Raw genomic sequence first — 13,980 nt, 5'->3', positions numbered from 1 at the left:
GTATCATAGATACTTTGAAGCAGGATTTTTTTTATAACCATTTAGAGATAAAATCGTATACATTACCAGCATCGCCGTATATGCTTGAAAGTGCATCAAAATAATAACCTTCATCCTTACCATACAATCTATATAAAGAAACCATTACCTTGCCATACACGCCACCCTCGTCATAAAGCCGCTGATAATCGTAAAAACCTATTGCGTCATATTCACCAATATAGAGCGCTACAGGGACATCTTCTAGCCGAATTAGGTACTGATATCTTGAAGACATTTCTTCAAAAAAGGCTTTGTCTCTTTTCCATATTGAAATGTCTTTTATACCATTTAATACCATTTTGACTTTCTCAGGATCATTGATTTCTAAATAATCAGCCTCAGAATCCCCTTCCACGATTTTTTCAATCGTAAGGCTTTTATCTGCATCAAATGAATCTATGGCATTTGTATAATTGGGATGTAGCGCACTGTAGTTAACAAATAAAAGCAAACCAACGAGTACGCAGGTTATACTAAGCGTCTGTATGATTCTGGTTCGCCAATGCTTTTGAATTTCGTTTCTATGCTCAATGTATTCTTGAGTTAAATTCAAGATTGCCTTTTGTAATTCTCTCGGGAATCTTTTTTTAAAGGTTAAGGTGTAATAATACGCATCCTCAAAGAAAAACCGCTTCACATTAACTACCGCATAGTAATCTACATTGTCATATTTGATCTCATATTCTTTTCCTTCAACTTTCATTTCTACTGTGGCGTTTGGCATTCTAAGTTGATCGGAAAATTTAACGATGAGTCTTTCAAGATTCTCACCTTCAAAGCTTGGGATTTCGAAACTTCTAGCAAACATTCCCGCTTGCTTAATCGTACTAAAGAAGAAGGTTCCCAAAATTATAATGATGCTAACGCTGGCACTTGAAAAATCTCTATTAGAAGATAAAAGATTAATAAGTACGACGAGTAAGGCTGCAGAAATAGTTGATGTGCTACCCAACACTTTATTCTGTCTTAAAACCAAGTATTCATATGGACTATAGATGATTAATATGACTATGATTGAAATAACCACGAGCTGAATCCATTGCGCCATTTGAAAGTTCCTCCTATTAGTCCGCTTCTTTGTGCTTGCCTGTCACAACAAATGTACCACCAATTAAAAGTGGTAAGTAATAAGTGATCAAGCGCCACAACAGCAGTGCAGTAATTACGATTTTTGATGGGAAAAATATCTGGTAAACCAAATAAAAGCTACCTTCTGCCCCCAATGCAGCACCTGGTAAAGGTATAAATGCGGTTACCATGGATACAAACGCAGCCGCACCGATCATGTAGAAAATCGATAGATGTGTCAAATGAAAGCCATAGCCGATTACAAGTGGAATACTAAAGAAAAAAGTAAGCTGTAAAACGGATAGGAAACCTATAATCAGCCAAGTACCCAATCCATGATGATTGGATTTCATCTGCTGATGAAATAGATTGATTTGATGTAGAACTCTTAAAGTTTTTTTTGTGGTTTTGTGATAATTGAAATGACGGCGTAAAAATTTGCCCACTCGAATTACCACTCCCTTAGTAAATCTATAATTATAGCCAATCATCATAAGCGCTGCAATCACTACAAAATTAACAACGAAGCCGAGTGCTCCTAGATAAAAGAAGTTTGGAATTTTACCCATAAAAAATGTCGATTCAAAGATTAAAACAATAAAGCTATAGATGACAAGTACAGCCTGATAAACGATAAACTTTTTGGTTAAAACAGAGGCACCTGTACCGAACGGCACTTTTTGCTTATGAAGCAAATAAAGCTGTGCGGGTTGTCCACCAGATGCAAATGGCGTTATACCATTAAAAAACTGACCTGCCATCGTTATTTTAAAGCTTTTCCAAAAACCAATTCGTTCTTTTGCATAATATAATAGCTGGTGTAAAATCATCGCTTCAAACAACCAATATGCAAGTATAAACAGTACACCTAATAATAAGAACAGCGGCTTAATTGACTGTATTGCATGTATAACATTCTTTCCTTCACCTTTCAGGATGAGAATAGAAAAAATCACGACTATACTGACAATCGGAATGAGCCATCTAGTTATATGCTTTATATTTTTTGCCATATTGATCACTGCTTTCTAATTGAATCATTTTTGCATAGTAGGTTTCCCACATTTTACCGACTGACTCCCTGCAGTAAAACTCAGACCCCTTCACTGACTGATTTTGTACTTGTGAATAATAAGCTTTGTCCTTTACCAGTCTTGTGAGAATTTTTGCAAAAGAAGGATTGTCCACAGCTTTTAAATAGTAATCAAAAAGGATATCTTCATAGAGTTCCAAATCCCGCAACACAAGTGGTAAACCAACATTCATAGACTCAAGAACAGTCATCGGGAAAAGCTCACTATAAGATGGTAAAAACAAAACATCCGCCATGTTATAAATCTCATTCATATGCTCTCTATCTACAATACCTATAAAGTGTACATTCCCTGGAGGGTTTGACACAACATTGTTGAGTTCTTCAAATCCATCAGTAATTTTTCCGAATGAAAAGCCTCCAGCCCACACAAACTCAATATCAGGCAGTTGCTTTGCAACTTCAACAAAATCCAATATACCTTTGCGGGTTTGGATCTGCCCAACGCCTAAAACCACACTGGCGTCCACTTTAATTTGATAATTTTCTCTAACTCTATTCTTCATTTCGGAATCTAACCTATGAAATTGTTCTCTTGAAACAAAATTGGGGATATAAGTTATTTTAGATCTCTCAAATCCCAGATCCACCAGTTTATCAATAAAAATTGGATTAACCGTTACAAGTTGATCCATGGTTTCGTAAAATTTCAAAATATACCAATAAAATATCGATTGCATCCATCTCGGTAGCTTAATACTTCCCTCAATGGTTTCAGGAATAAAATGTACCGAACCAACTTTTACGGACTGACGATGCATTAAGGCATGCAAAAAAAATCTAAAATTGATGGAATGATAGTGAATGACATTGCCACTACCAAATGTATTCAATTTTATCGTCATCATTTTATTCAATTTTTCCTTTACCAAATTAAACTGCTCTGTAAACGCGGAACCGACACCTTGTCCAGCTACTCTATCCGCTAAAGACATGACAGTTAAAACCGGTAATTCTGTTGTATTGTTTTTTTTATTTTTAAATAGCATAACGCTTCCTCTCAAAAAATAATGTCTTCATAAATATCATACGCTATAAATGTTAAGTTTTAATTAAAATGCTATTAATCCGTGATTAGAGCCTTAATCGTTTTATAAACCATGATATTAAACATCAAAGTTCATTTTCTTTTTTCCCGCGTAAAAGCGTATCATTATTTACTCTATAAATTGAACAAGTGAGAGGGGGGCTCTCACTTGTTCTGGGTTAACTATTATGGAGGAAGATTTCAATTAGATTGATATCGTTCTGGTTTTTCCGGCTTACCAAAGTAATACCCTTGGAGCTCATCACACCCACAGAGTAGCAGTGTGTTACTTTGAATTTCATCCTCTACCCCTTCTGCGACAACAGTAACGTCGATACTGTGAAGCATATGTATGATCCCAGAAAGGACTTTAACGCTTTTTTCATCTATTAGTTTATGAATAAAGGATCGATCGAGCTTTACTTTATCAAAATTGATATTCGTCAAATAGATTAGCGAGGAGTATCCTGTGCCAAAGTCATCTAGCGCAACTGTTACACCTAGTTGTTTAAAGCTATTAATAAAATCTATACCATTGTATCGCGTATCCATAAAGATACTTTCTGTAATTTCAATGATTAATTCATTGGGCTTTACATCGTATTTTTTTAATAAGTCCTCTAAAAATAAGACGTAATTAACATCCATCATCTGTTTGCAGGAAAAGTTAACTGCGATTGGTATAATCGTATTCGTATCATGATGTTCTTCCGACTTCCATATAGCAATCTGTTTGACCACTTCTTCAGTAATCCATCTTCCCAAGGTTTGAATGGCATTGGAGTTTTCTGCTACACCAATAATCTGAAGCGGTGAGAATCGACTATCCTTCATGCGAATCAGAGCTTCATAGGCTTTTGTTTTTTTCGTAAGTGCATCCACAATCGGTTGATAAACCATCGTAAAAACACTCGATTTATCATGAGTTTTCAGTAGTTCATCAATTTCAGTTTGAAGCTGCAAGGCTTCATTCATCGTAAGTTTAAACTCTTTATATTGATTTTTACCGTTCCGTTTTGCCTCGAACATAGCCATTTCTGAGTACATGACAAGTTCCTCAGCATCTAACGAGTGCTCCGGAAATCTCGAATATCCGAGACTAGCATTAATAACGACCTTTTTTCCCTCGATAAACATCGGTTGCTTCAATGTGATCATCAGCTCATTGATAAGCTTCTTCCATTCATTTGGTGATTTTTGAACATCATCAATAAAGGCGATTACATATTCATCACCACTAAAACGTCCAACAATATGTTCAAGCCGACTGAACAGCTTAATTCTAGATGCAACTTCTTGAAGTACCAAATCACCAAACCGATGACCATTAATGTCATTAATCATCTTAAAATCGTCTATATCAAACATACAGACAATGCCCTTTTTCTTCTCAAAGAGTACAGTACTCAATTTTCTTAAGTATCTATGCCTTTTGAGGAAACCTGTCAACTCATCAAATTGGTTTTGAACCGATATGTATGGTTTGCTACTTCTATCCCCAACTATTCTAATTCTTTTCACTTAGTCACTTCCAATCTTAAGACATCATTCCTCTTGTCTTTTACTAATTGAATGGAAAGCATTGATCAACTGTACTTCGTTAAATGGCTTCACTAAGAATGATGCTGCGCCTAATTTAATAGCCTCCCTAACAAGTTTTTCTTGTCCTACAGCAGTTACCATTACAACTTTAGCATTTGGATTTATTTGCCTAAGCTTTTCTAAAGTTTCAAGACCATCTAGTTCAGGCATAGTTATGTCCAAAGAAATAATATCCGGTCTGTGTTGTTCGAATAACGAGAGCGCTTGATAGCCATTTTCTGCCTCAGCAACAACGTCATACCCATTCCCTTCAAGTATTCGTTTTATGGTTTTTCTCATGAACATTGCATCATCAACAATCAATACTCTTGTCATAGCTTCCTCCGAAATATCATCCAATATCGACAATGATCTATGCGATGGGCGACACAGATTCCAATTTATGTATTATATTTACCTACCCATAAGGATATTAAACATTTCTTTTCTTCGATTCCTATACTGAAATTTAAACCACTTTTCTGTATAATGTAATTAGAATAGATAAAAAGGAGCGAGCATGATACATTTTAAGAAGAATTTATATTATCTTCTAGGTAAGATACATTTAGATATCGATGAAATTGACATGACGCACCCTCTTCTACTACACGTGTCAGATACACCATCGATTTTCTTTTCAGAACTTTCTCGAATTATTAAGTTAATCAATCCAGAGCTGATCATTCACACAGGTGATCTCGTCGATAATATTAAACTACAGCTTTATCCTGGTGCGATTCGACACTATGAACGCGAAGTCCTTTCACTACTAAAAATTCTGCAATATTCAAGCGCAAAGGAGATTCATATTTCTATAGGCAATCATGATTCAAGTGAATATATTCAATCAAAATCGGGTAGAATTCTCGTACACGATTCACCATTCAAATTAAATACCCACGGATATGAGATTGCTTTTGATCACTATTTTCAAAACCTTGAGTCATTGAATGCGAGCCTATATCTTTACGGTCATGATTTATCAGAAGAACCTCAAGAATCAGATGCGATTTATTTAAACGGCATCTCAACACTAAACATCGTTGACCTCACTGATCTAAAAATTTACCGCTACGCCTACCCTTGGGGAATTGACGATGCGAGGTTAAATAAGAAAGGCATTGGCATATAACAGAAATAATCCTTGAAAGGAGATTTTATGTTCTCATTAATTAGAAGTGGCCCTAGCACCTTATTGCTCCGAACAGCTTCTGTCGAAACGGTTACAAATTGGTTGATTTCAAACTTTTCTGCTTCTATCTATGACGTTGATGTCGCTTTCGATATGGCGAATGAGTCCAGTACCATCCTCTATCTCCTCGACTCTCAGGAAGAAGTGGTTCATTTCTCAGATATTCATATTGCACTTGTCATAGATATGACTACAGTCAATTTTCTTTGCCAATTTCTATTTCATGAGGACCGTCCACCCATTATCTCCATGCGTCCAGCACCAAAATTACTCATCATGCGAGCAATCGGTGACAAATCGGCAGTTATTAATAAAATTCAAGATGATTTAGGCGGTGAAATTGGGAGTTTCAAGAGCCTTTTAGATGCTGGTGATAACCAATCTACCATCCTCGCTTTAACCGATAAGCCTTTAAATAAAACTTTAAATTTCTCAGACTTAGGAGAATCCTTACTTAAGCTACAAGGCAATTCTGAGCATTATTTAAAGGAACTTCGGATGCATGCACTAAGCTATCTGAACATAGGTCTTGGCAACAAGGATTGGCATGAAATCGAAATCAGAGTATATGATCGTTACGGTGCATTTTCTCTTCACTACGATAAGCTAATGGATATATTAGATGAGCTAGAGGTCGGTATCGTTCTAGGTGAATCTTGGTCAAAGGATTATCCACGATTTTTGATGTCGATAGAAGTGTATCGAATTCGGTTTTTCACTTACTTTGAACCAGTTAAAATCAAATATCTACTGTTGGGTTTGGAGTACACCCAATCAGGTACAAGAATTGTCGATTTTGACGTTTATTACAATCGAAAAAAGCTAGATTGGAACGACGTTTTAGAGAAAAAATCAATGAAGACAAGGCAAGAGGTTGGCTTAGAATCTCATACAGAAATTCTATGTTCTCTGAGCGAAGAAGGCAGAGAACAATTGGCTTATTACGATGATGAGATCATGAAAACAAGAACTTCTTAATCTATTGGAATCTATAATAAAACCATTTAGTCATCGCATCTTCGGCTTTTATCATACACCTGTTTAGGTAAAAAAAATCCTATTTCAATCTCTCTTGTACCAGACAAGAATAGAATGAAATAGGATTTAATTTTGTATGAATGCCTCGCATTAACCCAGTGCGACATCCAGAATCATCATAACTGAAAAACCAACCATCGCTCCAATCGTTGCGATATCAGTCTTTGATCCACCTTCTTCACGCTGTGCTTCGGGAATCAACTCTTCTATAACAACATAAATCATTGCACCAGCTGCAAACGCTAACGCATATGGTAAGATCGGGCGAATAAAGAGTACTGCTGCTGCGCCAAGAACACCAGATATGGGTTCCACTAGGCCAGAAGATTGACCGTATAAAAATGCCTTCGTTCTACTAAAGCCTTCTCTTCTTAATGGAATCGAAACGGCTGCACCTTCAGGAAAGTTTTGAAGGCCAATCCCTATTGCCAATGCTATCGCACCAGCTACCGTTGCACCAGATAAATTGCCAGTGGCAGCTGCACCAAAAGCAACCCCAACTGCTAACCCTTCTGGAATGTTATGAAGCGTGATTGCCAAAACCAATAGCACACTTCTTTGCCATGTCGTTTTAACACCTTCAGCCTGAGAGGTATCTAAGCCCATGTGTAGATGGGGTAAAAGCTTATCCACTGCGTATAGAAAGCCACCACCTAATAAAAACCCGACACTAGCAGTTAACCATGCCACCTGTCCTAACTCTTCAGCCATTGCGATCCCCGGTGCCAAAAGTGACCAAAAACTTGCGGCAATCATAACACCAGCTGCAAATCCCAGCATACCATTTAAGATGGTTTTATTAATACTTTTAAAGAAAAATACCAATGAAGCACCTAATGCAGTTACACCATATGTGAATAAAGTACCGATTAAAGCTTGAACAATCGGATCAAACTTCAGAAAAAAATCTATCATAATGCCCTCCATTAAATATTGATATGAACATTATACCAAGATACATACCCACTTAAACTTAAAAATAGATTAAGGTGTTATTTTTTATTGATAAATGGCTCAATCAATCTGTAATAATCCATGTCGAGTATTTTAGCTGAAAAATAGAACTTAGCGTTTATGATACTTGAAATTTTCTTACGATAAGCTTCAAGTGTTTCTTCATCTAAAGCCTCTTTGCCCTCTGCTCGAGTAAATTCACCTGTATTTGAATTATATCTGCCTTCATCCGTAATAAAGCTTCTGTTGTTGAACATGACGAGTGCCGGCGTAGTAGAAAACAAATCTCTACCCATTAAAAGTCTTGAGTCATATGGTATGCCTAAAAGGTTTGAAAGTGTCGGCAAAATATCCAAGCTTGATGCAGGTTCACTATATACAGATGGTGTCATACTTGGTGTATATAAAATAAATGCATTTTTATATAATTCAAAGTTTTCTTCTATGTCATGGCCCGCTAACTCACTCATTTCATCTACTGTTAATCCATATGGATAGTGATCTGCGCTTAATGCAATTAAAGTATGATCCAACTCACCTGCTGCTTCAAGTTGTTCGAGTAAGCTTTTCATAGCTAACTCAAGTTCGTACTGACATGCTAAATACGCCTTAACATGGTCTGAGTACGGCAAGTCTTTAACCAAATCATAATGCTTGTAGCTCATAGCATTTCCATTAAAATCATAAAACATATGACCACTAACTGTCATATAATACGTGTGAAAGGGTTTTTCAGAGATATACTCGGGAACCGTCACCTCCATCATCTCAAGATCTGACTCTGGCCAAGATTGCGTTACGTTTAGTCCATTTCCAACCCCTTTATAGTCGTAACCCATATTAGGATGAGATAAATGACGATCATAATACGTATACGTATGATTGTGATACGCTTTTGTCACATAACCGAAATTCTTCAGCTGGTTACCCAGTGCAAAAATCATGGCATTGTCGGCAGACTCTTTATAGCTCCACACACCACTTTTGGGAATAAGTGATGTCGTTGCAACATACTCGCCGTCAGAGGTGCTCACGCCCCAAAGTGGCGTATAAAAGTTGTCAAAATAAACCCCTTCATGTACCAATTTATATAAAGTAGGTGTAAAACTTTCACTTACTGCCAGTCTTGAAAAGCCTTCTGCAGTAATTAATATGAGATTATATCCCTCATATTTACCTGTGTACGCATTTTTTTCAGAAGGTTCAATTGCATTAAAATACTGATGCATTTCAAGAACCGTTTCATCTGTTTCTTTATTGATTAGATCTTCAAAATTAATATTAAGTGCATTGTAGGCAACTACAGGCGCTTCAGTTGTAGCCTCTGTCGTTACTTCTTTTGTAGTATCAGTTGTCTCAATGATTTCGTCAATTGTTGGAATTTCAACGGCCACTTCCTCTACGGCATAGCTTAACTTAGGTTCCCAATCAAACAAAACCCTCTGTAAGTCAATTCTCATATAAGTCGGCAGTCCCAACCGCTCTACTGAAAATTCAGGATATTGAATGTTGTAATATAGGCTATAAGCTGAGTTGTCGTCTTTACTTGTGAAGTTCAAACTAAATCTTCCACCAAATTGAAGTATAATTGCGATTACAACCAAAATGCCTAATGCCTTTAAAGAGATTCGCTCTACTTTTTCAAATGTCGGCAATTTTTTCTTATGTTTGAAAAAACCGTACACAATTGAAGGCAATAAAAAAACCAGAATAAAATACCAATTAGATAATGCAGCAGACAAACCAATATCTGCAAACTCCATTACTTTACCTGTATTCCCGGCTGAATACGCCGTGTAATAAGTTTTGGTCAGTTTAAAATAGACCATTTGTGTTATAAATAGTAAGGTTACAATAAACGCCTCAATAATAAATACTCTACTTCTGGCTTTTCTTGATTTAAAAGCAAAAGTAAGCAAAGTCAATAAGACTGCAAAAACACCATCAAATAATAGCCCAAATACCAAACCAGATGTAAAAAAAGTTCTATGATTAATTAACCGAATTGCACTTTCATAATAGAAAAATATTGCAAACCATAGTGTTAAAACTCTTAAATGCTCAGGTAGAGCTTTCCACTTCTCGATTATTTTCACTTATGCCTCCTAAATCTGCTATTTTCAATACCCCTACCATTATAGCAAAGTTTTCTTTAAAAATCTTGCAAGACATGCTAAATGCTGCTATATATTCCCAAACAAAAATCTTCAGGCATCGAGCCTTCAAATTTAACTCAAGCGAGATTGTGGCTAAATAAAAAAGATGCTGCAACTATTTGCAGCATCTCAGTTTATATCAATTACTCTTCAATTTGATAACCATGACATTCTAAAACCGGTAATACAAAGATGTAGCCAACACCCTTTTTATTAACAGTATCCATTTGTAATTCCTCTTTGATCATATTAACTGCTTTTCTCATTTTTTCTTCACTGTGGATAACGCTTACTATGGTTTTATTATAAGGCTTGTCACCTTCTACCAGTTTTCTAATGCCCGCAAAAATTGGAACTTCCATTTGATTTTCTAAAAGGATTTTTCCCATGCCAACACTGTCTAATGTTGTCGCACCACATCCGAGTTTAAAAAAGATTTGATGAATACTTTTAAGTTTTGTCACATCGTTTAATACTAAAAATAATGCGTAATTCATACCTTTCCTCCCGTCGTACACAGATTAAGAAGCGTTTCCTTCTCCTGATTTATGAACAGCGAACTTTGTCGATATTGGACCGACTATTTCCGTAACAATCGTCGTTGCTAGAAGGATTGTTACAACAATTGTACCAATATCTGTGTTCGGGAACTCTCTGTTGACTGTTATCGCAAGACCAACAGCTACCCCGACTTGTGATAATAAACCTAAACCAATATATTTTTTCACAGTTTGAGGCGCTTTAGATACAGAAGCACCTATAGAAGCACCTGTTACTTTACCTAATATTCTAAATAACAAATATGCAACGCCTAGTATTCCGATTTGAGGAATATAGCTAAAGTTTAATCGCGCACCCGCGAGTATAAAGAAAGCCGCTACAATTGGTGGTGAAAAACTTTCAAGTATGCCAAAGGCTTTGTGTTTTTGCGGTGATGTATTTGCAACCATAATCCCCATAGCCATTGCTGATAAAAGCGGTGATAAGCTAAATGTAGATGCCAAACCATCTAACAATAATAGTGCACCGATGATGAACGGTAACAGCTCATTATCACGTTTTGAATATTGAATCAAGGCGGTTAAGAGTAAGCCCACTAGTGCACCTACAACCAAGGAAAATACAATTTCTGTGAGTGGTAGAACCAAAACCTTATTGAGTGATAGCACCTCATTATTAACGAACACTTTTGCAATTGAGGCTGCCATAGCATAGATGACGAGACAAATAGCATCGTCTACAGCAACTACACCTAAAAGAGTACTGGTTAATGGTCCGCGCGCATTCTGTTCACGCAGTACCATAACAGTTGCAGCTGGTGCTGTAGCAGCTGAAACAGCTCCAAGAATTAATGAAATTGCTACGTCTTTTGTAATAAGGAGCGATGCAGCAGTAACCATGAAAAATGCACCAAACGCTTCAAAAAAGGCGATGATAAAAATTGACTTACCCAGTTGTTTGATCACACTTAACTCCAGTTCGCTACCAATGTTAAATGCAATGATACAAAGAGCAAAATCGCTAATAAATGACATTTGGTTAATTGCATCTCCGGTTATAATATTGACACCTGAAACCCCTAATAGCAATCCACCTATGATGTACCCAGCTACTGCGGGTACCTTAAACTTGTTCATGATTTTTCCGCCAACTACACCCGTAATTAGTGCAATTCCCAGTATGATAAACGGATTCATAACTTACACTCCTTAACTTGATTCGTTTGAATTTCTTATGCGCTTAAAATATCAACACACCTATTATAGTACAACCAAATTACAAATACAAACGAATATGCAAGAAAAGTGCCAATATTTATAAATTATCACAAAAATTATGAATCAAAGTTGAAAATTTTCATTGGTCTATTGCTTTTACTTCAACTGAAAAAGGGGAAGCCACTTTTATTGTGACCTCACCCTATAAGTTTCCGTGTATTTCTGACTTGATTGTTTTACACTTACCTAAATCATTTTGCTTTCAGCTTTGCCTTATTTTAAGCGTTTTAGCACTTCGCAAACAAACTTAAAGGTTCTTTCTGTAGAAGAAATGCTCAGCTTTTCAAAAGGTGTGTGAACATCGAATAAGTTTGGCCCCAATGAAATCATATCGATGTCACCAACTTTTTCTTTTAAGAAGCCACACTCTAAGCCAGCATGAATAGCATCTACTTTTAACTCTTTCCCGAACAAATCACCGTAGACGTCTTTCATTAACTCTCTAATAGGTGATTCTAATTTATATTGCCATTCTGGATAATCTGAAACCAAATAATTTTTTGATCCAGTCATTTCGCTAATAATAGCAAATCTTTCGTTAATTTCTTTCTTAAGTGATTTAACTGAGCTTCTAACTGCATTTGTAAATCGAATGCATTCAGCTTCGTGTGTCAAAACACCTAAGTTAGTTGAGCTCTCAACCAATCCTTCTATTCCACCACTCATAGTTTGAACGCCAAAAGGTGTTAAACGAATGATATGAATCAAATCTTTTTTTGTTTTTTCAGTGAATACCTTATTGCTTTTTTCAGTTTCAGTTATGACGATCTGAATACCACCATCTGTTGCCATGAACTCATTTACAAACATTTCTTCTGATTCTTTTATCAAAGCGCTAAGTGTAGATATATGCTCAGGAGCCACTTGTAAGATTACTTCAGCTCTTTTAGCTATAGCGTTCATTTTCTCACCACCTGAAATCGTTACTACTTCAAATGGCATTTTAGCTTCAATATTTGCTAATAGTCGTCCCAATAGCTTAATCGCATTTGCTCTATTTTTATTAATTTCGATACCTGAGTGTCCACCATTTAAGCCTTGAACCACAATTTTAAATGCATTAGAGTACTCTGCAGTTTTTTCTTCAAAAGGATATTCAATGATATTATTGACACCACCTGCACAAGAAGCAAGAAGCGTTCCCTCTTCTTCAGAATCCATATTGATAAGTATATCTCCCTTTACATGTTCAGGATCTAATGAAACAACGCCGTCCATGCCCGTCTCTTCAGCAACAGTAAAAAGTGCAATTAGGTTTGGATGCTCTATTGACGTAGACTCAAGAATACTCATTGCCATTGCAACAGCTATACCATTGTCCGCACCAAGAGTAGTTCCTTTAGTTTTAACAAAATCCTCTTCAATGACTAGAGGTATAGGTTCTTTAAGAAAGTCAAATGTGAGATCATCTAACTTCACACATACCATATCGGTATGTCCTTGAAGGATCACAGTCGGTCCATTTTCATAACCCTTTGTCGCTGGTTTTTTTATAATAATGTTGTTGGATGGCTCTTTTATAACCTCTAATCCTAGTTGATTTGCAAAGCTAACCAAGTAATCCGCTACGCCTGCTTCATTTCCAGACTCTCTAGGAATTCGAGTCAATTCTTCAAAGTTCTTAAACACGCTTTCAGGTTGTAATCCTTTTAAGATGTAATCCATATTAGTTTTCTCCTTTTACCCATGTATAAGTTTTTTGTTTGCCTTCAATAATCCAACCTTTGTTTATAAAATCTGCTAAAATTGCGTCTACAACAATTTTAGGACTCTCAATTACAGCTTTTTTACGGCTCCAAAATAAAGAAGCTTTAGTCCCCTGGATCGACTCAACCAAATCTGAATACCCCAAAAGATTTTGCTTTTGAAAAGCTTTCATCATCTTCTGCTCACAGGTTTTAACCAGTTTCAAACCCATTTCTTCAGATTGACGTTGTTTTTTGATAGTCCCCCAAGCCATTATGAACGTAATCGCAAGAGCGAAAAATAGAATTTCTAAAATAGTAATTAACATAGCATACTCTCCTTTAAAGTATCGTCTAAAACGG

13 protein-coding genes are annotated in these 13,980 nt (G+C 36.3%); 2 read left to right on the top strand and 11 right to left on the bottom strand.

Annotated features, from left to right (window positions below; genetic code table 11):
* Nucleotides 1-31: 31 nt before the first annotated feature.
* From AC4PID_RS12170 to AC4PID_RS12150, 5 genes are all read right to left on the bottom strand, one after another.
* Nucleotides 32-1,090 (bottom strand): hypothetical protein, encoded by a 1,059-nt coding sequence (locus AC4PID_RS12170; protein ID WP_492132271.1) that lies wholly within the window; start codon nt 1,088-1,090, stop codon nt 32-34.
* 16 nt (nt 1,091-1,106) lie between these two features.
* Complete coding sequence (locus tag AC4PID_RS12165) at nt 1,107-2,123, bottom strand: lysylphosphatidylglycerol synthase transmembrane domain-containing protein (protein ID WP_492132270.1); 1,017 nt, start codon at nt 2,121-2,123, stop codon at nt 1,107-1,109.
* Nucleotides 2,095-3,192 (bottom strand): glycosyltransferase family 4 protein, encoded by a 1,098-nt coding sequence (locus tag AC4PID_RS12160; protein ID WP_492132269.1) that lies wholly within the window; start codon nt 3,190-3,192, stop codon nt 2,095-2,097. Before AC4PID_RS12160 ends, AC4PID_RS12165 begins: the two co-directional genes overlap by 29 nt.
* Before the next feature lie 239 nt (nt 3,193-3,431).
* Nucleotides 3,432-4,751, bottom strand: a complete 1,320-nt coding sequence (locus AC4PID_RS12155) for a putative bifunctional diguanylate cyclase/phosphodiesterase (protein WP_492132268.1) — start codon at nt 4,749-4,751, stop codon at nt 3,432-3,434.
* A 24-nt stretch (nt 4,752-4,775) separates the two neighbouring features.
* Nucleotides 4,776-5,147, bottom strand: coding sequence for a response regulator (locus AC4PID_RS12150; protein WP_492132267.1), 372 nt, complete (start codon nt 5,145-5,147; stop codon nt 4,776-4,778).
* A gap of 184 nt (nt 5,148-5,331) precedes the next feature.
* On the opposite strand from AC4PID_RS12150, the gene AC4PID_RS12145 reads away from it, so the two are divergent.
* The gene (locus tag AC4PID_RS12145) at nt 5,332-5,946 is read left to right on the top strand and encodes a metallophosphoesterase family protein (protein ID WP_492132266.1); all 615 of its coding nucleotides are present in this window, start codon (nt 5,332-5,334) and stop codon (nt 5,944-5,946) included.
* A 27-nt stretch (nt 5,947-5,973) separates the two neighbouring features.
* A complete protein-coding gene (locus tag AC4PID_RS12140) occupies nt 5,974-6,984 on the top strand; it encodes a hypothetical protein (protein ID WP_492132265.1) in 1,011 nt (336 codons plus the stop codon).
* Between the two features lie 150 nt (nt 6,985-7,134).
* On the opposite strand, the gene AC4PID_RS12135 is transcribed toward AC4PID_RS12140, so the two are convergent.
* The 6 genes from AC4PID_RS12135 to AC4PID_RS12110 all read right to left on the bottom strand — a co-directional run bounded on the left by AC4PID_RS12135 (nt 7,135) and on the right by AC4PID_RS12110 (nt 13,946).
* Nucleotides 7,135-7,959, bottom strand: a complete 825-nt coding sequence (locus AC4PID_RS12135; protein WP_492132264.1) for a ZIP family metal transporter — start codon at nt 7,957-7,959, stop codon at nt 7,135-7,137.
* A gap of 77 nt (nt 7,960-8,036) precedes the next feature.
* Nucleotides 8,037-10,094, bottom strand: a complete 2,058-nt coding sequence (locus tag AC4PID_RS12130) for an LTA synthase family protein (protein ID WP_492132263.1) — start codon at nt 10,092-10,094, stop codon at nt 8,037-8,039.
* Nucleotides 10,095-10,297: 203 nt separating this feature from the next.
* The gene (locus AC4PID_RS12125) at nt 10,298-10,651 is read right to left on the bottom strand and encodes a hypothetical protein (RefSeq protein WP_492132262.1); all 354 of its coding nucleotides are present in this window, start codon (nt 10,649-10,651) and stop codon (nt 10,298-10,300) included.
* 24 nt (nt 10,652-10,675) lie between these two features.
* A complete protein-coding gene (locus AC4PID_RS12120; RefSeq protein WP_492132261.1) occupies nt 10,676-11,851 on the bottom strand; it encodes a cation:proton antiporter in 1,176 nt (391 codons plus the stop codon).
* Between the two features lie 294 nt (nt 11,852-12,145).
* Nucleotides 12,146-13,597 carry an aminoacyl-histidine dipeptidase gene (locus AC4PID_RS12115; protein WP_492132260.1) on the bottom strand — a complete coding sequence of 484 codons (1,452 nt, stop codon included), beginning with the start codon at nt 13,595-13,597 and terminating at the stop codon, nt 12,146-12,148.
* 1 nt (nt 13,598) lies between these two features.
* The gene (locus AC4PID_RS12110; protein WP_492132259.1) at nt 13,599-13,946 is read right to left on the bottom strand and encodes a hypothetical protein; all 348 of its coding nucleotides are present in this window, start codon (nt 13,944-13,946) and stop codon (nt 13,599-13,601) included.
* Nucleotides 13,947-13,980 lie beyond the last annotated feature (34 nt).

It is taken from the genome of Fusibacter sp. QWL-12 (assembly GCF_058683495.1).
This window is presented reverse-complemented; position numbering and strand designations above follow the sequence as displayed.

What these genes read in the sequence shown, in the direction of transcription:
- AC4PID_RS12145 (WP_492132266.1), top strand. Translation starts at nt 5,332, where the DNA reads ATGATACATTTTAAGAAGAATTTATATTATCTTCTAGGTAAGATACAT.
- AC4PID_RS12120 (WP_492132261.1), bottom strand. Translation starts at nt 11,851, where the DNA reads ATGAATCCGTTTATCATACTGGGAATTGCACTAATTACGGGTGTAGTT.
- AC4PID_RS12150 (WP_492132267.1), bottom strand. Translation starts at nt 5,147, where the DNA reads ATGACAAGAGTATTGATTGTTGATGATGCAATGTTCATGAGAAAAACC.
- AC4PID_RS12135 (WP_492132264.1), bottom strand. Translation starts at nt 7,959, where the DNA reads ATGATAGATTTTTTTCTGAAGTTTGATCCGATTGTTCAAGCTTTAATC.
- AC4PID_RS12160 (WP_492132269.1), bottom strand. Translation starts at nt 3,192, where the DNA reads ATGCTATTTAAAAATAAAAAAAACAATACAACAGAATTACCGGTTTTA.
- AC4PID_RS12115 (WP_492132260.1), bottom strand. Translation starts at nt 13,597, where the DNA reads ATGGATTACATCTTAAAAGGATTACAACCTGAAAGCGTGTTTAAGAAC.
- AC4PID_RS12125 (WP_492132262.1), bottom strand. Translation starts at nt 10,651, where the DNA reads ATGAATTACGCATTATTTTTAGTATTAAACGATGTGACAAAACTTAAA.
- AC4PID_RS12170 (WP_492132271.1), bottom strand. Translation starts at nt 1,090, where the DNA reads ATGGCGCAATGGATTCAGCTCGTGGTTATTTCAATCATAGTCATATTA.
- AC4PID_RS12140 (WP_492132265.1), top strand. Translation starts at nt 5,974, where the DNA reads ATGTTCTCATTAATTAGAAGTGGCCCTAGCACCTTATTGCTCCGAACA.
- AC4PID_RS12110 (WP_492132259.1), bottom strand. Translation starts at nt 13,946, where the DNA reads ATGTTAATTACTATTTTAGAAATTCTATTTTTCGCTCTTGCGATTACG.
- AC4PID_RS12165 (WP_492132270.1), bottom strand. Translation starts at nt 2,123, where the DNA reads ATGGCAAAAAATATAAAGCATATAACTAGATGGCTCATTCCGATTGTC.